The sequence below is a fragment of the Oryzihumus sp. JJN4-3R genome (assembly GCF_057747915.1).
The window spans coordinates 1,267,316-1,289,168 of record NZ_CM173229.1; the positions used below are offsets into that span (position 1 = coordinate 1,267,316).

General features: G+C 73.5%; 16 protein-coding genes. 1 reads left to right on the top strand and 15 read right to left on the bottom strand.

Annotated features, from left to right (window positions below):
* Positions 1-203: 203 nt before the first annotated feature.
* The 10 genes from AC3ANM_RS05715 to AC3ANM_RS05760 form a co-directional block, all read right to left on the bottom strand.
* Positions 204-1,196 (bottom strand): GNAT family N-acetyltransferase, encoded by a 993-nt coding sequence (locus tag AC3ANM_RS05715; RefSeq protein WP_488287180.1) that lies wholly within the window; start codon positions 1,194-1,196, stop codon positions 204-206.
* Positions 1,186-2,274 carry an amidohydrolase family protein gene (locus AC3ANM_RS05720; RefSeq protein ID WP_488287181.1) on the bottom strand — a complete coding sequence of 363 codons (1,089 nt, stop codon included), beginning with the start codon at positions 2,272-2,274 and terminating at the stop codon, positions 1,186-1,188. Before AC3ANM_RS05720 ends, AC3ANM_RS05715 begins: the two co-directional genes overlap by 11 nt.
* Before the next feature lie 9 nt (positions 2,275-2,283).
* Positions 2,284-3,606: a wax ester/triacylglycerol synthase domain-containing protein gene (locus AC3ANM_RS05725; RefSeq protein WP_488287182.1), complete on the bottom strand. Its 1,323-nt coding sequence runs from the start codon at positions 3,604-3,606 to the stop codon at positions 2,284-2,286.
* Between the two features lie 17 nt (positions 3,607-3,623).
* Positions 3,624-4,346, bottom strand: coding sequence for a flavodoxin family protein (locus AC3ANM_RS05730; protein ID WP_488287183.1), 723 nt, complete (start codon positions 4,344-4,346; stop codon positions 3,624-3,626).
* A 103-nt stretch (positions 4,347-4,449) separates the two neighbouring features.
* Complete coding sequence (locus AC3ANM_RS05735) at positions 4,450-5,409, bottom strand: S1C family serine protease (protein WP_488287184.1); 960 nt, start codon at positions 5,407-5,409, stop codon at positions 4,450-4,452.
* Positions 5,410-5,494: 85 nt separating this feature from the next.
* Positions 5,495-6,760 (bottom strand): serine hydrolase domain-containing protein, encoded by a 1,266-nt coding sequence (locus AC3ANM_RS05740; RefSeq protein ID WP_488287185.1) that lies wholly within the window; start codon positions 6,758-6,760, stop codon positions 5,495-5,497.
* Positions 6,761-6,931: 171 nt separating this feature from the next.
* The gene (gene ffh / locus AC3ANM_RS05745) at positions 6,932-8,551 is read right to left on the bottom strand and encodes a signal recognition particle protein (protein WP_488287186.1); all 1,620 of its coding nucleotides are present in this window, start codon (positions 8,549-8,551) and stop codon (positions 6,932-6,934) included.
* A 9-nt stretch (positions 8,552-8,560) separates the two neighbouring features.
* Positions 8,561-10,933: a [protein-PII] uridylyltransferase gene (locus tag AC3ANM_RS05750; RefSeq protein ID WP_488287187.1), complete on the bottom strand. Its 2,373-nt coding sequence runs from the start codon at positions 10,931-10,933 to the stop codon at positions 8,561-8,563.
* A 16-nt stretch (positions 10,934-10,949) separates the two neighbouring features.
* Positions 10,950-11,288 (bottom strand): P-II family nitrogen regulator, encoded by a 339-nt coding sequence (locus AC3ANM_RS05755; RefSeq protein WP_488287188.1) that lies wholly within the window; start codon positions 11,286-11,288, stop codon positions 10,950-10,952.
* On the bottom strand, positions 11,285-12,670 hold the full coding sequence (locus AC3ANM_RS05760; RefSeq protein ID WP_488287189.1) for an ammonium transporter: 1,386 nt from the start codon (positions 12,668-12,670) through the stop codon (positions 11,285-11,287). Before AC3ANM_RS05760 ends, AC3ANM_RS05755 begins: the two co-directional genes overlap by 4 nt.
* Before the next feature lie 118 nt (positions 12,671-12,788).
* On the opposite strand from AC3ANM_RS05760, the gene AC3ANM_RS05765 reads away from it, so the two are divergent.
* Positions 12,789-13,145 carry a hypothetical protein gene (locus AC3ANM_RS05765; RefSeq protein WP_488287190.1) on the top strand — a complete coding sequence of 119 codons (357 nt, stop codon included), beginning with the start codon at positions 12,789-12,791 and terminating at the stop codon, positions 13,143-13,145.
* A gap of 137 nt (positions 13,146-13,282) precedes the next feature.
* Here the strand turns inward: AC3ANM_RS05765 and ftsY are convergent, their stop codons facing one another.
* From ftsY to AC3ANM_RS05790, 5 genes are all read right to left on the bottom strand, one after another.
* Positions 13,283-14,476 (bottom strand): signal recognition particle-docking protein FtsY, encoded by a 1,194-nt coding sequence (gene ftsY / locus AC3ANM_RS05770; protein WP_488287191.1) that lies wholly within the window; start codon positions 14,474-14,476, stop codon positions 13,283-13,285.
* Positions 14,477-14,609: 133 nt separating this feature from the next.
* The gene (locus AC3ANM_RS05775; protein WP_488287192.1) at positions 14,610-17,297 is read right to left on the bottom strand and encodes a WD40/YVTN/BNR-like repeat-containing protein; all 2,688 of its coding nucleotides are present in this window, start codon (positions 17,295-17,297) and stop codon (positions 14,610-14,612) included.
* A gap of 248 nt (positions 17,298-17,545) precedes the next feature.
* The gene (locus tag AC3ANM_RS05780; protein WP_488287193.1) at positions 17,546-17,821 is read right to left on the bottom strand and encodes a hypothetical protein; all 276 of its coding nucleotides are present in this window, start codon (positions 17,819-17,821) and stop codon (positions 17,546-17,548) included.
* Positions 17,822-17,959: 138 nt separating this feature from the next.
* Positions 17,960-21,532 (bottom strand): chromosome segregation protein SMC, encoded by a 3,573-nt coding sequence (gene smc / locus AC3ANM_RS05785; RefSeq protein WP_488287194.1) that lies wholly within the window; start codon positions 21,530-21,532, stop codon positions 17,960-17,962.
* A gap of 94 nt (positions 21,533-21,626) precedes the next feature.
* Positions 21,627-21,812 (bottom strand): hypothetical protein, encoded by a 186-nt coding sequence (locus AC3ANM_RS05790; RefSeq protein WP_488287195.1) that lies wholly within the window; start codon positions 21,810-21,812, stop codon positions 21,627-21,629.
* Positions 21,813-21,853 lie beyond the last annotated feature (41 nt).

Genomic DNA, 21,853 nt, shown 5'->3' on the forward strand with positions numbered 1-21,853 from the left:
CCCTCGGCGACCCGCGAGCTGCCCGCGGACCCGGCGCCTGCTCCATCAGCCCGACGGGCGCCCGGCGGGCCGGCGCACCATCGACGGGGTCGGGAGGCAGACCGGGGGTCGCGGGGCAGACCCGGGGGTCGCGCGTCAGACCCCCGGGCGTCGGGCGCACCGCGGGTTGGCGCAGCCCGGGTCGGGAGGCAGGAGGGTTCGCCTCAGGCGGAGGCGGCGCGGACTGCGAGCGCCAACCTGGCCACCTGGCCGGCACTCACGGGCGTCGACGTGTCCACCCGGTGCACCGGCCCCACCCCCAGCGGCTGCATGGTGGCCTCACCGGCGGGCCCCTCGCACCAGACCTCGGGCACGGCGGCCGGGTCCAGCCCCGCGCCGGCCAGCCCCTGCCGCAGCTGGTCCTCCTGCTGCGCCCCGAAGGACGCCGCCACGACGCCCCCCACCGGCGAGTCGGCCAGGAGGCGCCACACGGCGTCGGCGCCGACCACGTCGGTCGAGTAGAGCGGCACCCCGAGCTCCTCGGCGAGCGCGCGAGCCAGCGACGTCTTGCCCGAGCCGGGCACGCCGTTGACGAGCACCACCGAACGACGCCGTCGCTGCGGGGCGTAGGCCGCCGCCGGCCACTCCTCCAGCGTCAGGGCGTAGCGGTCGTGGTCGCGCCAGGCATCACGGCCGCCGGTGTCGGACAGCCACAGCATCCGGGGGGTGAACCCCTCGTGCCGGAAGCCCATCGAGCGCAGCAGGCCCGCCGAGACGGCGTTGCCGGGCTGCACGCTCGCCTCGAGCCGGTGCAGGCCCATCCCGTGCGGCTCGGGGCTGAAGGCCAGCCCGATGACCAGCCGCATGCCTTCGGCGAAGAGTCCGCGACCGGCATACGGGTCGTAGGCGTCGTAGCCCATGGCGGCCGAGAGGAACCGCCCGTGGACGACGTTGGTGACGTTGACCTTGCCCACGATGTCGTGATCGCCCTCGGGCTGCCGCGCCCGGATGACGAAGGTGCGGTGGGCACGGGACTGGGCGCCGAGGTGGGTGGCCAGGTCGTCGGGGTTGACCGGGTTCCACCGGGCCAGCCGCGGGCGGGACCGCTCCACCGCCCGGCGGTAGGGGCGCAGGTCGGCGGCCCGCACCGGGCTGACCCACACGCGCTCCCCCACCGCGTGCAGGTCGGCCGAGGCGCCCGGTGGCTCAGGCGACAACGCGGCCCCGCAGCACGACGTGGGCCGGGTGGGCCAGGACGGCGATGTCCTCGCGCGGGTCGGCCGCGTAGACGACGAGGTCGGCGCCGGCGCCCTCCTCCAGCCCGGGGCGGCGCAGCCAGCGGCGGGCACCCCAGCTGGCCGCCTCCAGCGCCTCGGCGGTCGAGAGGCCGGCCTTGACCAGCTCGGCCGCCTCGGCGGCGACGAGCCCGTGCGGCAGCGAGCCGCCGGCATCGGTGCCGAGGTAGATCGGGATGCCCGCGTCATGGGCAGCCGCCACGGTCTCGAACCGGCGGGCGTGCAGGTCGCGCATGTGCTTGGCGTAGAGCGGGAACTTCTCCACGGCCGATGCCGCGATCGAGGGGAAGGTGTCGATGTTGACCAGGGTGGGCACGATCGCGATGCCCTGCGCGGCGAACGCGTCGATCGTGTCGGGCTCCAGGCCGGTGGCGTGCTCGATGCAGTCGGTGCCGGCGGCGGCGAAGTCGCGCAGCGACTCCTCCCCGAAGCAGTGCGCGGTGACCCGGGCGCCCTCCTCATGGGCGGTGGCGATCGCCGCGACCAGGGCCTCCCGCGGCCAGCACGGCGACAGGTCGCCGGTCTCGCGGTCGATCCAGTCCCCCACGAGCTTGACCCACCCGTCGCCGCGCCGGGCCTCCTGCCGGACGTACGCGGCCAGGTCCTCGGGCTCGATCTCGTGGGCGTAGTTGCGGATGTAGCGCCGGGTGCGGGCGATGTGCCGGCCGGCCCGGATGACCCGCGGCAGGTCCTCGCGCTCGTCCACCCAGCGCGTGTCGGCCGGCGAGCCGGCGTCGCGGATCAGCAGCGTGCCGGCCTCCCGGTCGGCCAGCGCCTGCGCCTCGCTCGTCGCCTCGTCCACGGCGCCGTGGGCGTCCAGCCCGACGTGGCAGTGCGCGTCGACCAGACCCGGCAGGACCCAGCCGGAGACGGTCTGGACGTCGGCACCCGCGTGCGGCGCCGCATACGAGATCCGGCCGTCGACCACCCAGACCTCGTCGCGCACCTCCTCCGGACCGACGAGGACCTGTCCTCTGACGTGCAGCACCGGCGCGCTCATGGCGCGACCCTACCCACCGCCCGCGGATCCGGCGTCCCGGCCCGTGAGCGCATCGAGCTCGCGGGTGAGCGCGACTCCGAGCCCGTCGAGCTCGGGCACACGCTCCGGGTCGGCCAGTACGGCAACCGCGAGGGTGCCCGCGTAGGAGAGCACGCCGAAGGTGACTGTCACGTTGCCGGGGGTCGGCGCCACCGGGACGAGCGCCTCCACCGGCACGCCGGCGAGAGTCCAGCGCTCGGGCGGTCCGCGCAGGTCGGTGACGAAGGTGTGCACCAGCCGCTGGTGGTCCACGAACCACCGGAACAGCCCGAGCGCAGCCAGCAGCCGGAACCCCGGAACCAGCAGCGCCGCCGACCCTCCGCGCTGGGTGGCGAGACGGCCGGCCGTCAGGGCGGCGACGCGGCGCAGGCGCTCTGCGCGGTCGGCACGCAGGTCGACCGCCACGGGCATGGCGCCGACCTGGTTGCCCAGCTGGGTCGCGGAGGTGTGCGTGCGGGCGCTCACCGGCACCGACACCACGATCTCGGTGAGCGGCTCCCCCCGTGCCGCGACCAGCTCACCCAGAGCGCCGCCGATGGACGCGACCACCGCGTCGTTGACCGTCGCCCCATGCCGGTGCGCAGCCTCGCGGACCCCGGCCAACGGCACCGAGACGACGAGGAGTCGGCGGCGGGGGCCGGTACGGACGTTGAGCGAGGTCCGACGCGCGAGCCGTACCCCGCGCAGCAGCCCCAGCTCCCTGGTCGCCGCCCCCAACCGCCGCACCGCGAGCGGCAGCCGACGGATCGCCCGGGCCCGTCCTGCCCAGGCGTCCCGCGCCAGGACCGTCGCCGGCGGCAGGGAGTGGTGGCCGCCGGCCGAGGCCACCGGGCGAGCGCCGTCGGCGAGTGCCCCGAGCACCGCCAGGCCCCCTACGCCGTCGGCGACCACGTGGTGCATCACGAACACCACCGCCACTCCCCCGCCGGCCAGGCCGTCGACGACCACAGCAGCCCACAAGGGGCGATCCGCGGGCAACCGCGTGGTGACCAGCGCGGCGGTCAGGTCCAGCAGGTCGCCTTCGAGCGTCACCCGCCGCACGTGCCGTTCAGCCCTGAACGCCGCGTCCTCGACCCACACCGGCCGGCCGCACCCCGGCGGCGTGCGCAGCAGCCGATGCCTGAGCCGGGGCACCCGCCCGCAGGCGGCGCCGACGGCGGCCGCCACCACGCCGGCATCGGCCCCCTCGGCGAGGAGCAGCAGGGCCCCCACCTGCATGGGCACGGGGCCGCGGTCGACGGCGAGCGCCATGAGGTCGTCGGCGCTGGCCCGGTCGACCGACGCCCTCGCCATTCCCGTCCCCGCAGCGCTCAGCGGTACTCGGGGTTGAAGTCGAAGCGCTGCCCGGACTCCCACGCCGAGCGCTGGTTGCCCCACGCCGGGATGCCGCCGGCGTCGCGGATCATCTTCGCCAGGTGCATGAGGTTCCACGTCATGAACGTCGTGTTGCGGTTGGTGAAGTCGTTCTCCGGACCGCCGGAGCCCGGGTCGAGGTAGGACGGCCCCGGCCCGACCTCCCCGATCCAGCCGGCGTCGGCCTGCGGCGGGATGACGTAGCCGAGGTGCTGCAGGCTGTAGAGGATGTTGCTGGTGCAGTGCTTGACCCCGTCCTCGTTGCCGGTGATCAACGCGCCGCCGACCCGGCCGTAGAAGGCGTACTGCCCCTGCTCGTTGAGCAGGCTGGACTGGGCGTAGAGCCGCTCGATGACCCGCTTGGTCACGCTGGAGTTGTCCCCCAGCCAGATCGGCCCGGCCACGACGAGGATGTGCGCCGCCTGCACCCGCGGCCACAGCTGCGGCCACTCGTCGGTCGCCCAGCCGTGCTCGGTCATGTCGGGGTAGACGCCTGTCGCGATGTCGTGGTCCACCGCGCGGAGCTGGTCGACCTCGACGCCGTGCTTGCGCATGATCCCGGCGCTGACCTCGACCAGCCCCTGGGTGTGCGACATCTCCGGAGAGCGTTTGAGCGTGCAGTTGATGAACAGGGCCCGCAGGCCGGTGAAGTCCCAGGTGCGCTGACCGTCGTCGCTCATGGGCCGGACGCTACGCCCGCCCCCCGGGTCGGGCACCCGCTCCGCGACGTATGCCGTGGGCCGGCTCGAGCGACCTGCCGGCTCTCGCGCGCCGCTCGCGCGCTCAGCCCGCGAGCGGCGCGGGCACGGCCACGACGTCCACCAGCGCGTCGCCGCGGACCGCGGTCAGCTCGGTGCGTCGGCCGACCGCCTCGGCGAACAGCAGCCGTTGCAGCGACTGGGCATCCCGCAGCGGCTGGCCGTCGACCGCCAGCAGCAGGTCACCCCGGCGCAGGCCGGCCTGCTCGGCCGGGCTGCCACCGACGACCTCGACGACCCGCAGCGCGGTCCGCTGGCCGGTCGACTCGGCGAACCGGGGCGGCAGCGGCGCCGGGGTGGTGACCAGGCCGAGGTAGGCGCGGCGCACCCGGCCCTCGGCGCGCAGTGCGTCGATGATCCGCCACGTCGTGATGTTCATGGGCACGGCCAGGCCGACACCGATGCCGGCGACCGCGGTGTTGATCCCGACGACCCGGGCCCGGGCGTCGGCGAGCGCCCCGCCGGAGCTGCCCGGGTTGAGCGCCGCATCCGTCTGGATGACGTCCTCGACGATCCGGCTCGCCGTGCCCGAGCGGGTCGGCAGCGAGCGCCCCAGGGCGCTGACGACGCCGGCGGTGACGCTGCCGGCCAGCCCGAGGGGGTTGCCGACGGCGACCACGAGGGTGCCCACGCGCAGCCGGTCGGCACTGCCGAAGTCGGGCGGGTCGGGCACCTCGCCCTCGGCGCGGAGCACGGCCAGGTCCGAGAGCGGGTCGGCGCCGACGACGTGCACGCGCACCATGACGCCGCTGGAGAACTCCGCCGTGCCGCCCACGGCGCCGTCGACGACGTGGGCGTTGGTCAGCAGGTGCCCCTGGGCGGACAGGACCACTGCCGAGCCCCCGGCCTCGGCCTCGCCGCCGCGCACCCGGCGCCGGACCCGGATGCTGGCCACGCGCGGGATGAGCCGGTCGGCCACCCCGGTCACGACCTGGGAGTAGGCGTCCAGCGCCTCCTGCTCCGACCGGTCCTCGAAAACGTCCATCGCTTGCTCCCGCTTACACCGTTACAGGTGCAAACGGCGGTGCGGGTGCGCGTGTTCCGCCGCACGCCGGCGGCGCGTGGCCGACCTAGCCGGCGAGGGGCGGGGCCAGCCCGTTGGCGGCCAGCGTCTTGTAGGCCGCGATGACGATCTCCTCGATGTGGTCCTGGGTGGGGGCACTGTTCACGCCCGTGGCCATGAGGATCCCCGAGGTCGGGAGCCAGACGTGCAGGGTGCGGAAGCCGAGCGTCTCGCCTTCGTAGAACCAGACCGTGCCGAACCCGGGGAAGGTCGCCTGGGCGACCCCGAGGCCGAAACCACCGGGGTCGCTGGGCGACGTGGTCGCGATGGGCTTGCCGGTCATGGTCGAGACCAGGCTCAGCAGCTCCGCCTGCTGCCTGGCGGGCAGCAGGTGGCCGCCGTACATCGCCCGTTCCCAGCGGACCATGTCGGCGGTGGTGCCGATGATGCCGCCGGCGCCGCGGGCCCATGAGAGCGAGTCACGGCTGACGTCCCGGCCCTTGAGCCCCAGCAGCACCGGCGGCTGGTCGTTGAAGTAGTAGCCGGCCGGTTCGCGGGCGGTCACCGAGCGCGGGTAGACGTCAGTCCGGTACCAGAGGTCGCGCAGGTTCAGGGGACGGATGAGCCGGGAGTAGAGCTCGTCCCGGTAGCTGTGACCGGTCGCCTTCTCGATGACCATCTCGGCGAGGACGTAGTTGGTGTTGGAGTAGTGGTACCCGGTGGTGGCCGGCGCCCCGACGGCGAACGAGACCAGGGTGGCCGCCGGGAAGTACCGGTGCGGGTGCGCCGCGTAGGCGGCGAGCATCGGGTCCTGGTCGGAGTAGTTCGGGATGCCGCTGGTCATGTTCAGCAGCCGCTTGATCGTGACCCCACGCCACTGCGGGTACTGCGGCAGCCATCGGCCCAGCGTGTCGTCGATGGACAGGCGGTGCTCGGCCTCCAGCCGGAGCAGGAGCACCGACGTGAACGCCTTGGTGTTGCTCCCGATCTGCCATACGCCGTCGCTGCGCACAGGCGCGCCGCCGCCGTACCGCGTCGTGCCGGCCGCCACGTCGATGCCGCCCTGCCCAGGCAGGCTCACGGTCAGCCCCGCGGCCGAGGCGTGCTCCGCCGCGCCGTGCGCCTTCAGGTAGCCCTGCAGGTCGGCGCGCAGCTCCCCCGCCAGGCAGGTGCGGTCGCAGGAGACGGCCGCGCCGACCGCGCGGGTCGGCGCCGCCGGTGCCGCACGGGCCCCCGTGATGGGGAGAACTGCCGCGACGACCGCCACCAGGGCGGCCACGACGGCCCGGGCCAGACGCACCCGGCTGGACGGAGGGCGTGCTGATCGCTGCATGGTGGCCGGCTTCCGCGCCGAAGGGTCCGCCGGGCCCGCGTCGCGGGCCCGGCACGCTCCCTCAACCCTTGTCGCCGGCGGCTGAAGGCGTCAATCGCCCCAAAGCGTGAGCCTGCCTGCGTCAGAACGCTGGCAGGCCCCCGCCGTAGGCCGGTCGGTCCGGTCCGCGGGTCAGCGCCCGAGGAACTTCTCGAAGCCCTTGGGCAGCTCGACGTTGGCGGGGTCGGTGGCGCCCTTGGCACCCTCGTCCTCACCCGGCATACCGAAGGCGGCGTTGGCGGCGCTGATCCGGGCGTTGGCCGCCTTCTCGGCGGCGGCCTTCTCCTCCTGCGCGCGCTTGGCGGGGTTGCCGCTCTTGCCCTTCTTGCGCTGGGGCGCCTTGGCCTTCTTGCCGCCGCCCATGCCCGGCATGGCCGGCATCCCCGGCACGCCGGGCATCCCGCCGCCGCGGCGCAGCTGGCGCATCATCTTCTGGGCCTGGGTGAAGCGCTCGAGCAGCTGGTTGACCTCGGAGACCGACACGCCCGAGCCCCTGGCGATGCGCGCGCGGCGCGAGCCGTTGATCTGCTTGGGGTGGGTGCGCTCGAACGGGGTCATCGAGCGGACCATCGCCTCGACCCGGTCGAACTCCCGCTCGTCGAGGGAGTCGAGCTGGGCGCGCATCTGGCCCATGCCCGGCATCATGCCGAGCATCTGCTTGAGCGAGCCCATCTTCTTGATCGCCGACATCTGCTGCAGGAAGTCGTCGAAGGTGAAGTCCTCCTCCTCGAGGAACTTCCGCGTCATCTCTTGCGCCTGGCGCTGGTCGAAGGCCTTCTCGGCCTGCTCGATCAGCGTCAGGACGTCACCCATGTCGAGGATGCGCGAGGCCATCCGGTCGGGGTGGAAGACCTCGATGTCCTTGGTCTGCTCGCCGACGGAGGCGAACATGATCGGCCGGCCGGTGACCTTGGCGACCGACAGCGCGGCACCACCGCGGGCGTCGCCGTCGAGCTTGCCGAGGACGACACCGGTGAAGTCGACGCCCTCGAGGAAGGCCTGCGCCGTGTCCACGGCAGCCTGGCCGATCATCGCGTCGATGACGAAGAGGACCTCGTCGGGGTTGATCGCGCTGCGGATGTCGGAGGCCTGCTGCATCAGCGCGGCGTCGATCGCGAGGCGGCCGGCGGTGTCGACGATGACGACGTCGTGCTGGCGGGCACGCGCCTCGTCGATGCCCTGGCGCGAGACGGTGATCGGGTCGCCGAAGGAGCGGGTGCCCTCACCGGACTCCATCGCGGCGTCGTAGCCGGCGACGTTGCCCCGCTCGGGGGCGAACACCGGCACGCCGGCACGCTCGCCGACGACCTGCAGCTGGGTCACCGCGTTGGGGCGCTGCAGGTCGGCGGCCACGAGCATCGGGGTGTGGCCCTGGTCCTTGAGCCACTTGGCCAGCTTGCCGGCGAAGGTCGTCTTGCCCGAGCCCTGGAGGCCGGCGAGCATGATGACCGTCGGCGCCGTCTTGGCGAACCGGATCCGGCGCGTCTCGCCGCCCAGGATCGACACCAGCTCGTCGTTGACGATCTTGACGACCTGCTGGGCCGGGTTGAGCGCGCCGCTGACCTCGGCACCGAGGGCACGCTCGCGCACCGCAGTGGTGAACTCCTTGACGACGGGCAGCGCCACGTCGGCGTCGAGCAGGGCCATCCGGATGTCGCGGATCGTCGCGTTGACGTCGCTCTCGGAGAGGCGGCCCTTGCCCCGGAGGTTCTTGAAGGTCGCGGTCAGGCGGTCAGACAGGCTGGTGAACACCGGGCAAGGCTATCTTCCCGGCGCACCGGTGCCGTCGCATGCGTCGATCAGCACCGCCACGGCCTGCGCGACACGGGCCGGCGGGAGCTCCCGACCGGCGAACTCCGTGAGGTAGAAGGTGTCCAGCGTCTGCCCGGCGTAGGTGGCGATGTGGGCGCTGCGCACGCTCAGCCCGGCCTTGGCGAGGGCCAGCCCGACGTCGTGCAGCAGCCCCGGCCGGTCCTGCGTGCGGACCTCGATGACCGTGGCGTCCAGCGACGCCTGCGGCACCACCATCGCCCGGGTCTGCCCCGGCGAGCCCGAGCTGGCGTTGGCGCTGGCGGTGGGCCGGGGCGCTCGGCGCCGCTCCAGCGCCATCAGCGGCGCCCGGTCGCCGCGGGCCAGGCGGAACAGGCCACGGGACAGCTCGACCCCGTCGGGGGTGTCCCCACCGGGGGACTCCACCTGCCACTCGTTGGCCGCGATGCCGTCGACGGTGCGCACCACGGCGGTCCGCACGACCAGGCCGTGGGAGGCCAGCAGCCCCGCGGTGTCGGCGAACAGCCCGAGCCGGTCGCGGTCGTAGACGTCGAGCCGGTGCACCCCGCCGACGCTGGTGACCTCCACGTGGGGCTCCCCGGCCACGACGGAGGCGACGACCTCCGCGGACAACGGCCCCTCGAGCTCGTCGGGGGCGGGCAGCGCCGCCTCGTCGCCCAGTGCGGCGCGCACTCCCCCGGTCAGGCGGTCCAGCAACTGAGCCCTCCAGTCGGTCCAGGCGGCCGGGCCCGCAGCGCAGGCGTCGGCCTCGGTCAGCGCCCGCAGCATCTCCAGCACCCGGCGGTCGCCGCCGACCGTCTCCACGACGGCGGCCACGGTCTGCGGGTCCTGCGGGTCCCGGCGGGTCGCCAGGTTGATCAGCGTGAGGTGCTCACGCACGAGCAGGGTGACCAGCTCGGCCTCGGCGGGCGGCAACCCCATCCGGGTGGCCACCGTCCCGGCGACCGGCGCCCCGACCGCGGAGTGGTCGTGGGCCCCGGCGACCTTGCCGATGTCGTGCAGCAGCGCGGCCAGCAGCAGCAGGTCCGGGCGCTCGACGTCGGGCAGCAGGCCCTTGGCCTGCACCACGGTCTCCACCAGGTGCCGGTCCACGGTGTGCCGGTGCACGGGGCTGCGCTGCGGGCGGCTGCGGACCGCCGCCCACTCGGGGATCCACCGCTCGACCACCCCGGCCAGGTCCAGCCCCTCCCACACGGGGATCAGGCCGGGTCCGGCGGCGAGCAGGTCGGCGAACAGGCCCCGGGCCAGAGCCGACCACGGCTCGGCCAGCGGCGCGCTGTGCTCGGCCAGGTTGGCCAGCGTGGCCGGGGAGATGGGCAGGTTGTTGCGCGCCGCCGTGACGGCCGCCCGCAGCGCCAGCAGCGGGTCCCGGGCCGGGTCGACGCTGGGGCCGAGCACGACCTCCCCGTCGTGCTCGAACAGGCCGTAGCCGAGCGGGGTCAGCTGCGGGCGACGCGGCCCGATGCGCAGGGTGCGCGCACGCTGGGACTGGCCGGCGCGGCGTACGGTCGCATCGAGGGCGAAGGCGATGGTGCGCGCCGAGGTGGCCACGCCGGTGAGCATGGCGTCGGCGTCGGGCTCCCCCAGCAGCGCGGCGACCGCGTCGTGGTCCTCCCGGGTGAGGCGGTCGCGGCCGCGACCGGTGACGACGTGCAGCGCGTCGCGCACGTCCAGCAGGTGCTCGTATGCCGTGTCGACCGCCCCGTGCGGACGGTCGGCCAGCCAGGCCGAGGTCAGGGCGCGCAGGACGGTCATGTCGCGCAGCCCGCCGCGGGCCTCCTTCAGGTCCGGCTCGATGACGTGCGCCAGGTCGCCGTGCCGGCGGTGCCGGGTCTCCAGCGACTCCAGCAGCTCCGGCAGCCGGCGGCGGGCGTTGGCCCGCCAGTCGTGGGCCAGCGTGGCGCTGGCCGCCTGGACGACCTCCTGGTCACCGGCCACCCAGGTGAGGTCCAGCAGGCCCACCGCGGCGGACAGGTCGCCGGCGGCCACCGAGCGGCACTGGTTGACCGTGCGGACGCTGTGGTCGAGCTTGGCGCCGCCGTCCCAGATGGGGTACCAGACGCGGTCGGCCAGCTCGGTGACCTCGGTGGCGCTCAGCGAGCGCCCGTAGTGCAGCAGCACCAGGTCGTAGTCGCTGAGCGGCCCGCCGTCGCCGCGGGCCAGGCTGCCGACGGCGGCCAGGGCCACGCCCTCGTAGCGGGCAGCCTTGGTCGCCTCCGCCCAGATCTCCTGCAGCTGCTCGCGGGCGAAGGTGGCCAGCGTCGCCCGACGCTGCCGGCCGGCACCCGGAGCGCCGAAGCTCCGGGTGCCGGCCAGGTCGAGCCGCTGTGCGGTCAGGTCCATGTCGCGGGCCATGCCCTTACAGGGCGTCCGGGCCGCGCTCGCCGGTGCGGACGCGGGCGACGTCCTCGACGGGGACGGTCCAGATCTTGCCGTCGCCGATGCGCCCGGTCTGGGCGGACTTGAGGATGGCCTCGACGACGCTGGGGGCGTCCACGTCGTCGACGAGGACCTCCACCCGCACCTTCGGCACGAAGTCCACGGTGTACTCGGCGCCGCGGTAGACCTCGCTGTGGCCGCGCTGGCGGCCGTAGCCGCTGGCCTCGCTGACCGTCATCCCGGCGATCCCGAAGGCCTCGAGCGCCTCCTTCACCTCCTCGAGCTTGTGCGGCTTGATGATGGCGGTGACGAGCTTCATACCGAGGCTCCCTGCGTGGTCGTGGCGGGCTGGGGCGTGGCGGCGGGGGCACCCGCGACCGGGGGCGAGCCGCCGAAGCGGGAGCCACCGCTGAGGGTGCCGAGGTCGTACGACGTCTCAGCGTGCTGGTCGAGGTCGATGCCCGCCACCTCGGCGTCACGCTCGACCCGGAAGCCGAGCACCTTGGCGAGGACCGTGCCGATGGCGTAGGTCATCACGAAGGAGAAGGCCAGGACGGCGAACGCCCCGACGGCCTGGCGCCAGAGCTGGTCCACGCCGCCACCGTAGAACAACCCGTCGACCCCGGCGGGGGCCGAGGCGGAGGCGAAGAAGCCGATGGCGAGGGTGCCGACGATGCCGCCGACGAGGTGGACGCCGACGACGTCGAGGCTGTCGTCGAAGCCGAAGCGGAACTTCAGCCCGACGGCCAGGGCGCAGACGACGCCGGCGATGACGCCGATCGCGATGGCGCCGACGGGGGTGACCGCCGAACAGGAGGGGGTGATGGCAACCAGGCCGGCGACGATGCCCGAGGCGGCGCCCAGGGAGGTGGCGTGGCCGTCACGGAAGCGCTCGGTCGCGAGCCAGCCGACAGCGGCAGCCGCGGTGGCGACCATGGTGTTGACCCAAGTGACGGCGGCGGTGTTGTTGGCACCGAGCGCGGAGCCGGCGTTGAAGCCGAACCAGCCGAACCACAACAGGCCGGCGCCGAGCATCACCAGGGTGAGGTTGTGCGGGCGCATCGGCTCCTTGCGGAAGCCGATCCGCTTGCCGATCACCAGCGCCAGGGCCAGGCCCGCCGCACCGGCGTTGATGTGGACCGCGGTGCCGCCGGCGAAGTCGATCGCCTTGAGCTGGTTGGCGATCCAGCCGCCCTTGTCCGCGGCGTAGCCGTCGAAGGCGAACACCCAGTGGGCCACCGGGAAGTAGACGATCGTGGCCCACACGACGGTGAAGACCATCCACGTGGAGAACTTGGTGCGATCGGCGATGGCGCCGCTGATCAGCGCCACGGTGATGATCGCGAAGACGGCCTGGAAGGCCACGAAGGCCAGCGCCGGGATGCCGCCGTGGGCCGGGGCCCCGTCAGCGGCGGCGACGTAGCCGAAGATCGAGTCCTTGCTGAGCAGGTTGCTCAGGCCGAAGTGCTGGAAGGGGTTGCCGATGAGGCCGTTCCACGAGTTGCCGAACGCCTCGCTGTAGCCCCAGAGGACCCAGACGACGCCGACCGACGCCATGGCCCCGAAGCTCATCATCATCATGTTCAGGACGCTCTTGGCCCTGACCATGCCACCGTAGAAGAACGCGAGACCGGGGGTCATCAGCAGTACCAGCGCGGCACTGGCGAGAACCCAGGCGGTGTCGCCGCTGTCGATTGTCATGCCGATGAGGATGGCCAGCGCCCGTTTCACCGGATGCGGCGTTGTGTTACGGGCGTGTTAGCGATCCCCTCCCCACGTAAGGATCAGGTGAACGCCGGACGCTGGCACAATCGGCCCCATGACCCCCTCGCGGGAGGAGCCGGGACGGGTCGCGCCGATGGCGTCGGCGCGCACCCTGCTCGTGCGAGCGGTCCTGGCCGGCGGCCTGATCGCCGTGGCCTGCGCCCTCATCGGCCGCTTCGAGTTCGACAGCGAGTGGCTCTACGTGCCGTGGGGCTTCGGCCTGGTCGTGGGTCTGGCCCTGACCGTGGTCGGCCTGGCGATGTGGGGTGTGGCCCGGCTCGCACTCGGGGCGGGGCACGAGGCGGGCCGCGCCAGCCTGGGGCGGTTCTTCGCCCTCGTCGGCGCCGGAGCCCTGACGGTCTTCCTCCTGCTCTCGGCCCTGGGCCTGGTCCAGGGCGAGAAGCTCTTCTGACTCAGCCGGCCCCCCGGCAACAGCAAGCCCCTCCAGCCCCTGCGCGTGGGAGAGCAGGTGGGCCTGTATGACGGGCAGGAGCCTGCCGCACTCGGCCGCCGCGGAGTGGCACCTCGCGCTCCACGGCGGCCACGCCCTCAGGAGATGAGCGCGTCGACGAAGGCCTCGGGGTCGAACGGGGCCAGGTCGTCCGGGCCCTCGCCGAGACCGACCAGCTTGACCGGCACGCCGAGCTTGCGCTGCACGGCCACGACGATGCCGCCCTTGGCGGTGCCGTCGAGCTTGGTGAGCACGATGCCAGTGACGTTGACGACCTCGGAGAACACCTCGGCCTGGCGCAGGCCGTTCTGGCCGGTGGTGGCGTCGAGGACCAGCAGCACCTCGTCGATCGGGGACTGCTTCTCGATGACGCGCTTGACCTTGCCGAGCTCGTCCATCAGGCCGACCTTGTTGTGCAGCCGGCCGGCGGTGTCGATGAGCACGACGTCGGCCTCGGCCTCGGCGGCGCCCTTGACCGCGTCGAACGCGACCGCGGCCGGGTCGGCGCCGTCCCGGTCGGATCGGATGGTCGGCACGCCGACCCGCTCGCCCCAGGTCTGCAGCTGGTCCGCGGCGGCGGCGCGGAACGTGTCGGCCGCACCGAGCACGACGTCCTTGTCCTCGGCGACGAGCACCCGGGCGAGCTTGCCGACGGTGGTGGTCTTGCCGGTGCCGTTGACGCCGACGACCATCACCACGGCCGGGCGGCCGTCGACCCGCGAGGAGGCGATCTCGCGGTCCATCGAGGGGTCCACCAGGGTCAGCAGGTCGGCACGCAGCCACTCGCGCACGGTGGCCTCGTCGGTGGCGCCCTCGACCTTGACCCGGGTGCGCAGGGAGTCGACCAGCTCGGTGGTGGCCTCGACCCCGAGGTCGGAGGTCAGAAGGGTGTCCTCGACGTCCTCCCACGCCTGCTCGTCCAGGCCGCCCCGGGACAGCAGCGAGAGCAGCCCCTGGCCCATGGCCGAGTTGGAGCGGGCCAGGCGGGCGCGCAGCCGCTGCAGTCGGCCGACTGCCGGTGCGGGGGTCTCGACCGTGGGCGTCGGCTCGAGCACCGGCGGCTCGAGCAGGTCGACCCCGCCGGTCGTCTCGACGGGGCGCTTGGGGGTGTCCCGCGGCGGGGCGGAGTCGTCACCGACCGACGGCTCCCGGGTGGCCGGGGGCGCGCTGGGGCCCTGGGGCGGCAGCTGCTTGTCCTTGCCGCCGCGGCCACGCAGCAGGCCGACGAGCAACCCGACACCGACGAGGGCGATGACGACGACGAGGGCGAGGATCTCCTGGGTCTGGCTCACAACGCGCCATTCTCCCAGACCTCACGGGACGTGACGCCCGCGCCGCCGCCGGCCAGCGTGTCCGCCGGCCCCGGACGCAGGTATGCCGTGCCCCTCACCGGGAGGTGAGGGGCACGGCATACCGGTGCTGGGGTCACTGCGGGGCGGGGACGCTCCAGATCCCGCGACCGTGGGTGGCCACGTAGATGTCGCCGTCCGGGCCGGCCTCGACGTCCATCACCGTGGTGGTGGGCAGACCGGTGCCGAGGACCGACCAGCTGGTCGCGCCGGGGGCCCGGTAGAACGTCGCCAGGTCGGTGCCGAGCACCAGCCCGCCGTTCGCCAGCTGCTTGACCGAGCTGGCGGGGACGTCGGGCAGGTTCGCCGAGATGTCCGACCAGGTGGCGCCGCCGTCGGTCGTCTCGTAGACGTGGCCGACCCCGGCGCCGGGACCCTCGGTGAAGCGGCGGGAGAAGCCGTTGACCGCGAGGTAGGCGTGCTGGGTGTTGGTCGGGTCGATGCCGACACCGGCGAGGAACCGGTTCGGGACCGAGGCCGGCAGCGTCACCGCCTGCCACGTGCCACTGGCATTGGTGGCCACGCCGCGGGTGAAGCCGGCGTTGTTGCACGGCCCACACCAGGTGACGTAGCCGACGCCGCCGTGCATCGCGACCGCGGTGGCCGAGTGCCCGGCGCCGAGGTCGAACGCCTTGGTCCAGTCGCTGGCGCTGCGCATGCCCCAGCCCTTGGTGGAGGTGTAGACCCAGCGCCCACCGGTGATGAAGCCGCTGGAGTCCTTGGAGTCCACGGCGATCGGGGCGATGAACCGCGGCGAGGGGTCACCGGGGTTCAGGCTCCACGACGTGGCGTCGGCCTCGCTGAGCGCGCCCTTGTTGAGGGCACAGTTGTTGGTGATCTTGATGGCGAGGTTGACGTACTCCTGCAGCTGGTTGCAGCCGTTGGCCGGGTCGGCGGCGCCGTCGCCGCCGTCACCACCGAAGTTGGACCCCATGCCGGTGTCGCCGTTGGTGCCGTCGGGCTTGACCGCGAACAGGTTCGAGACGCCGTTGTCCTGCAGGCCTCCGGAGACGACCACGCCACCGTTCTTGGTGTCCTTGCCGACCGAGACCGAGTAGTACTGCAGGGCATCCATCGTGCCGTCTGCGGTCATCGAGGCCCAGTCGGTGCCGTTGCCGTTGGCGTTGTTCGTGCCGTTGACGGGCCGGCGGTAGATGCCGCCGTCGTTGCCGATGAACACGACCGGCGATGTGCCGGCCATCCCCACCGCGACCGAGTGCTGGTCGGAGTGCGGCGCCATCGGGCAGGTGTTCTTGGCGTCGCTGATGTCCCAGCACGGGAAGCCGAAGTTCCAGTAGGGCGCCACGGCGGCCCAGTGCGAGCCGGCGTCCTTGGTCTCGAAGACCTCCTCCAGGCCCGCCCAGACGTGGTCGGCGTTGGCCGGGTCCACCTGGAGGAACTGGTTGTACCAGGCCTGCACGCCGACGGCGTAGCCCTTGCGGTCCAGCGCCGAGCCGGAGTTGTGCAGCTGCGAGGACGTGGCGATCTGGTTCCACGGACCGGTCGGCGAGCCCGTCTTGGACACGTAGATGCCGGCCAGGCTGCTGGAGGAGTTGATCTTGCTCGGCGCCTGCACCATCGCGTAGAGGCGGGAGCCGTCCTTGCTGAACGCGAACGTCGTGTAGCCGATGTCCGAGCCGTTGCTGATGCCGCCGAGGACGACCGAGAGCTTCTTCCAGCTCGACGGGCCCTTGGTGAAGTCCTGCGTCTCGTAGAAGCCGTTGTAGGTGTCGCCGGAGCGCCAGCCGATGGCCGCGATGACGTGCTTGGGGTTCTTCGGGTCGACCGCGATGTCGTTGACGATGTTCTTGTACGCCGCGTTGGTGGGCCCGGAGGCCGCGTCACCCTGCCACTGCGACCCCGCGGGGACGAGCACCGTGCCGGCGTCGTCGGTGATCTGCGGCATCCAGTCGGGGTTGGGGTAGAACGCCGGCTTCCAGTCGCCCGAGGTGGTCGAGGCGTCGTGGTACCAGACACCACGGTTGGTGGCGGCGAACACCGTCCCGCCACCCCAGCGCAGGCGCCCGATCGTGGTCGACTCCAGCTCCTTGCCGCCGACCCGGTCGGTGGGGGCGAAGGTGCCCGCGGCCGGCGTGGCCAGGCGGTAGACCCCGGCGCCGACGTAGGAGGTGCCGCCGGTGTTCGCCTCGCCGGTGGCGTACCAGAGCGAGCCGTCGCCGGCGAGCTGCAGGTCACCGCCGCTCAGCGAGGGCAGGGAGTCGGCGATGGGCGTCCAGGCCCCGCCGCCGGTGCTCGAGCGCCACACGCCGCCGTTGGCGCCGGCCGCGTAGACGTGGCCCACCGTGTCGGCGGCCAGGCCGGTGATGCGGCCGGTGACGTGGCCGGCACCGCCGCTGGAGTTGGAGTACCAGTCGCGGTAACGCGGGTCGTCCCCGTCGTAGGGGACCTTGGTGACCTCGTGCCACGCCCCGCCCGTGTGGGGCATCGAGCTCAGGGCGGTGAAGGCCGCCCCGTAGGCACCCGGCGCGACGATGCCGGACGGCGCGGTGCGCGCCTGGGCGAACTCGTCGGCGATCGAGAAGGCCTCCTTGGACTCGTCCTGCGCCTCGGCGGGGTTGCCGCCGGCGATCATGAGCGCCTTCTCCATCACGGCGGCGTTGTAGTGCCGCCCCTCGAACTGGTGCTCCAGCCACTTCTCGCGCAGCTCGTAGCGGCCGAGGTAGCCGCCGACGGCACCGGCCGCCAGGGCCAGGCCGAGTGTGCCCGCGATGATCTTCCGTCGCTTGGTCAGCGAGGTCCGCATGTCCCCTCCTGGGAGAACCCGTCGGGGCTGGGCCCCGGGGCGACAGGGGCCGTGCTCTCGACCCCCGCAAGAAGGTCCCGTATGTCCGGGACCTGAGCGGACCCTAGGCCCGCGGGAGGGCGCACGGAAGAACGGTCGCGCTTCTTGACGAAATCTTTGAACTTGGGGTCACAGCGAGCCCACAGCGGGCATCCAGCGGTCCTGCAGGCAGCTCCGACGACGGGATCGCGTCCGCCCCGCCGGACAGCTCAGTCCTGGGGGCGGGAGGTGGCGTCGGTGACCTTGTCCTTGGCGCTGGAGAGCGCCTCGCCGGTCTTCTCCATGGCGGCCTGGGTGACCTCGCTGGTCTTCTCCACCGCCGTCTCGACGGCGGCGCCGGTCTTCTCCTTCACCAGGGCGACGACCTCCTCGCCCTTGGGGGTCAGCACGTCGCGCCCCTCCCGGCGTGCCGGCACGGCGACCATGCCGACGACCGCGATGGCAAGCCCCAGGCACAGCAGCATTCCGACGATGAGCACGACCATGGCTCAACGATGCCCGTCGGAGCTGTGACCCGACAAATCAGCCGGGGCTGGTGTGACGGGCGTCACCAGAGGGTCAGGTGGTGCAGCGCTGCCGGCGAGAGAGCCACTCCTCCGCCGCAGGTCAGGCCGGGGCCAGGCTCAGGCGGGCTGGACGTCGCGGATCCGCTGGGAGACCACCGTCGTCACGCCGTCGCCGCGCATCGTCACGCCGTAGAGCGCGTCGGCGATCTCCATGGTGCGCTTCTGGTGGGTGATCACGATGAGCTGGCTGGAGTCGCGCAGCTCCTCGAAGAGGGTGATCAGCCGGCCGAGGTTGGTGTCGTCGAGCGCCGCCTCGACCTCGTCCATGATGTAGAAGGGGCTGGGCCGGGCCTTGAAGATCGCCACGAGCAGGGCCACCGCCGTCAGCGAGCGCTCGCCGCCGGAGAGCAGCGAGAGGCGCTTGATCTTCTTGCCGGGCGGGCGGGCCTCGACCTCGATGCCGGTGGTGAGCATGTTGGCCGGGTCGGTGAGCACCAGCCGGCCCTCGCCGCCGGGGAAGAGCCGCTGGAAGACGCGCTCGAACTGCGCCGCGGTGTCGTGGTAGGCCTCGGTGAACACCCGCTCGACCCGCTCGTCGACCTCGCGGACGATGTCGAGCAGGTCGCGCTTGGAGCTCTTGAGGTCCTCGAGCTGCTCGGTGAGGAACTTGTGCCGCTCCTCCAGCGCCGCGAACTCCTCCAACGCCAGCGGGTTGACCCGGCCGAGCTGGGCGAGCTTGCGCTCGGCCGACCGCAGCCGCTTGGCCTGGGCCTCCCGGACGTAGGGCTGGGGCTCCAGCGCGTCGGCCTCCTCCTGGCTCATGTCGGGGTCGGGCACGACCGGCACCATCTGGTGCGGGCCGAAGTCCTCGACGAGCACGTCGGGGTCGATGCCGAGCTCCTCGACCGCCTTGGCCTGCAGGGTCTCGATGCGCAGCCGCTGCTGCGCGCGGGCCACCTCGTCGCGGTGGACCGAGTCGGTCAGCTCGCGCAGCTCGTCGCCGAGGCTGCCCATCTCGCCGCGCACCTGCGCCAGCGCCGTATCGCGCTCGGTCCGCTCCTGCTCGGCCGTCGCCCGTGCGCGTGCGGCCAGCTCGAGGGAGCGGCCCACCGCCTCCACCGCATGGGCCGCGCCACGGCGGACCGCCTCGGCCACGGTCGCCTGGCGGCGGCGGCGCTCGCGTCGGGCGGCGGCGCGCTCGCGGGCCGCCAGCTCGTTGCGGGCGGCGGCCTCGAGGGAGTCCGCCCGCCCCGACATGGCGCGGGCGCGTTCCTCGCGGGTGCGCAGGGTGAGCCGGAGCTCGGTCTCGGCAGCGCGGGCCGCGGTCGCGGCCGCGTCGAGGCGGTCCCGCTCGTCGGTGGAGGGGTCCTCCTCGGTGGGCTCGGCGGAGGCGTCCTCGAGGCGCTGCTCCAGGGCGGCCAGCTCCTCGCGGTCCGAGACCAGGGCGGCCTCGGCTGTGGCGATCGCCTTCTCCGTGCGCTCGGACTCCCCGCGCGCCGAGCGCACGGAACCGCCGAGGTGTCCGAGGCGCTCGGCGACCGCCGCCATGCGGGCGTCGGACTCGTGCAGGCGCTCGAGGGCCTCCTCCACGGCCTGCCCGAGGCCGGCCGCGCGCTCCTTGGCCGAGGCCAGGGCGAACCTGGCCTGCTCCCCCCGGCGCGTGGCCTCCTGCGCCCGCTCGCGCGTCTCGTCGACGGCCGCCTGGACCTCGATGAGGCTGGGAGCGGACGCGCTGCCGCCGCGGACGTAGCCGGGGGCGAAGACGTCGCCGTCGGGCGTGACGGCGGTCGTCCCGTCCGCGCGGCGCAGCAAGGCCGTGGCCGCGTCGGCGTCGGGCACGAGCACCACCCGGTCGAGCAACTGCGCCAGGGCCGGACGCACCGTGTCGGGGCTGGTCACGACGTCGAGCGCCCACACGGCACCGTCGGGCAGGGCCGGCCAGCCGGCGCGGTCACCGGGGCGGGCCGTGGCCGCCACGAGGAGACCGGCCCGGCCGGCGTCGTCGTCGCGCAGCGTCCGCACCGCCTGCGCCGCAGCAGCGACGGACTCCACGGCCACCGCATCGGCGGCCCAGCCCAGCGCGGCTGCGACGGCGCCCTCGTGGCCGGGGGCCACCTGCAGCAGCGCGGAGACCGACCCGAGCACTCCGTCCACGCGGTCGGTCGCGGCGAGCAGCGCGGCAGCGCCGTCCTTGCGGCGCAGCCCCAGCTCCAGGGCCTCCAGGCGCGCGGTCAGGCTGCCCCGGTCGCGCTCGGCGGCACGCTCGGCCTCCCGCCACCGCTCGACCTCGGCCTCGGCGGTCTCGAGCTCGGCGGCGGCCGACTCGTAGGCGGAGTCCAGCCCCTCCTCGCCCTCCTCGTCGACGGCGACCGAGGCCTCCAGCTCGGCGAACTCGGCCTCCGCGGCCGCGGCCCGCTGCCGGCTCTGCTCGGCGCTCTGGCGCAGCCGGCCGATCTCGGCCTCGCCGGCCTCGATCCGGCTGCGCCGGGCGGCGACCTGCCCGGTGAGACGGGCCAGGCCCTCGCGCCGGTCGGCTGCGGCGCGCACCAGGCGCGCCAGGCGCTGCTGCTCCTCCGCGAGCGCCTTCTCGAGCGCGCCCCGCTCGGTGCTCGCCTGCTCCAGGGCCAGCTTGGCCTCGGCGATCTCGGCGTGCAGCGCCCGCTCCTGCTCGCGGATCGTGGCTGCCTGGGCGCGCAGCTGCTCGGGGTCGCGCCCCTGGCCCTGGGAGACCTCGGCCTCGTCCTCGGAGAGCAGGCGCACCCGCTCGGCGGCCAGCGACCCGGTCGCGGTGAGCCGCTCGCGCAGCGAGGACAGGGCGAACCAGCGCTCCTGGGCACGGGCCAGCTCGGGAGCGGCCTCGCTGGCCTGGCGCTCCAGCTCGCTCATCCGCGCGCGCACCTGCGCCAGGGACTCCTCCACCTCGGTGCGCCGGGCGATGAGGGCGCTCTCGTCGGCGACCTCCTGCTCCAGGGTGCTGGTGAGCTGGATCAGGTCGTCGGCGAGCAGCCGCAGCCGGGCGTCGCGGGCGTCGGCCTGGATGACGGCGGCCTTGCGGGCGGCCTCGGCCTGACGGCCCAGCGGCCCGAGCTGGCGGCGGATCTCGCCGGTGAGGTCGGTGACCCGGGTGAGGTTGGCCTCCATCGCCTCGAGCTTGCGCAGCGCACGCTCCTTGCGCTTGCGGTGCTTGAGGACGCCGGCGGCCTCCTCGATGAAGCCGCGGCGCTCCTCCGGCGTGGCGCGCAGCACCGTGTCGAGCTGGCCCTGCCCGACGATGACGTGCATCTCCCGACCGATGCCGGAGTCGGAGAGCAGCTCCTGGACGTCGAGCAGCCGGCACGGGGTGCCGTTGATGGCGTACTCGGAGCCGCCGTTGCGGAACATCGTCCGCGCGATCGTCACCTCGGTGTAGTCGATCGGCAGGGCGCCGTCACTGTTGTCGATGGTGAGGGTCACCTCGGCCCGGCCCAGCGGCGGGCGCCCGGAGGTGCCGGCGAAGATGACGTCCTCCATCTTGCCGCCGCGCAGGCTCTTGGCCCCCTGCTCCCCCATCACCCAGGCAAGGGCGTCGACCACGTTGGACTTGCCGGAGCCGTTGGGTCCGACGATGCAGGTGATGCCCGGCTCGAGCCGCATGGACGTTGCGGAGGCGAAGGACTTGAAGCCCCGCAGGGTCAGGCTCTTGACATACACGAGCGATGGGCTCCTCTAACCGGTGGTGGTCGCGCCAACTGTACCGGCGAGGGGTCCCGTGTCCGGGTATTCGGGAGTTCTGCGGAGAGGCCGCCTAGCTGACCGGCTCCGGCACCTTCAGCTCCTCCTGCTCACGCAGGTTGTCGCGAAGGCGGTCGTTGTCGTGCTGAAGGTGTTCGATCAGGGTCTCGAGGTCGCGCACACGGGTCCGCAGACGCGCCGCCTCGAGCACGAGGCGATCGTCCCGGAATGCACGCTGACCCAGCAGGGCCTTGGCCATACCAACTCCGACAGGATCCTTCGCGCGTGCGAAGGGCGATG

Excerpts from the sequence above, each read along its gene's own strand:
- AC3ANM_RS05775 (WP_488287192.1), bottom strand. The coding sequence starts at position 17,297 with ATGCGGACCTCGCTGACCAAGCGACGGAAGATCATCGCGGGCACACTC.
- AC3ANM_RS05780 (WP_488287193.1), bottom strand. The coding sequence starts at position 17,821 with ATGGTCGTGCTCATCGTCGGAATGCTGCTGTGCCTGGGGCTTGCCATC.
- AC3ANM_RS05725 (WP_488287182.1), bottom strand. The coding sequence starts at position 3,606 with ATGGCGAGGGCGTCGGTCGACCGGGCCAGCGCCGACGACCTCATGGCG.
- AC3ANM_RS05765 (WP_488287190.1), top strand. The coding sequence starts at position 12,789 with ATGACCCCCTCGCGGGAGGAGCCGGGACGGGTCGCGCCGATGGCGTCG.
- AC3ANM_RS05755 (WP_488287188.1), bottom strand. The coding sequence starts at position 11,288 with ATGAAGCTCGTCACCGCCATCATCAAGCCGCACAAGCTCGAGGAGGTG.
- AC3ANM_RS05720 (WP_488287181.1), bottom strand. The coding sequence starts at position 2,274 with ATGAGCGCGCCGGTGCTGCACGTCAGAGGACAGGTCCTCGTCGGTCCG.
- AC3ANM_RS05740 (WP_488287185.1), bottom strand. The coding sequence starts at position 6,760 with ATGCAGCGATCAGCACGCCCTCCGTCCAGCCGGGTGCGTCTGGCCCGG.
- AC3ANM_RS05790 (WP_488287195.1), bottom strand. The coding sequence starts at position 21,812 with ATGGCCAAGGCCCTGCTGGGTCAGCGTGCATTCCGGGACGATCGCCTC.
- AC3ANM_RS05730 (WP_488287183.1), bottom strand. The coding sequence starts at position 4,346 with ATGAGCGACGACGGTCAGCGCACCTGGGACTTCACCGGCCTGCGGGCC.
- AC3ANM_RS05735 (WP_488287184.1), bottom strand. The coding sequence starts at position 5,409 with ATGGACGTTTTCGAGGACCGGTCGGAGCAGGAGGCGCTGGACGCCTAC.
- AC3ANM_RS05760 (WP_488287189.1), bottom strand. The coding sequence starts at position 12,670 with ATGACAATCGACAGCGGCGACACCGCCTGGGTTCTCGCCAGTGCCGCG.
- AC3ANM_RS05750 (WP_488287187.1), bottom strand. The coding sequence starts at position 10,933 with ATGGACCTGACCGCACAGCGGCTCGACCTGGCCGGCACCCGGAGCTTC.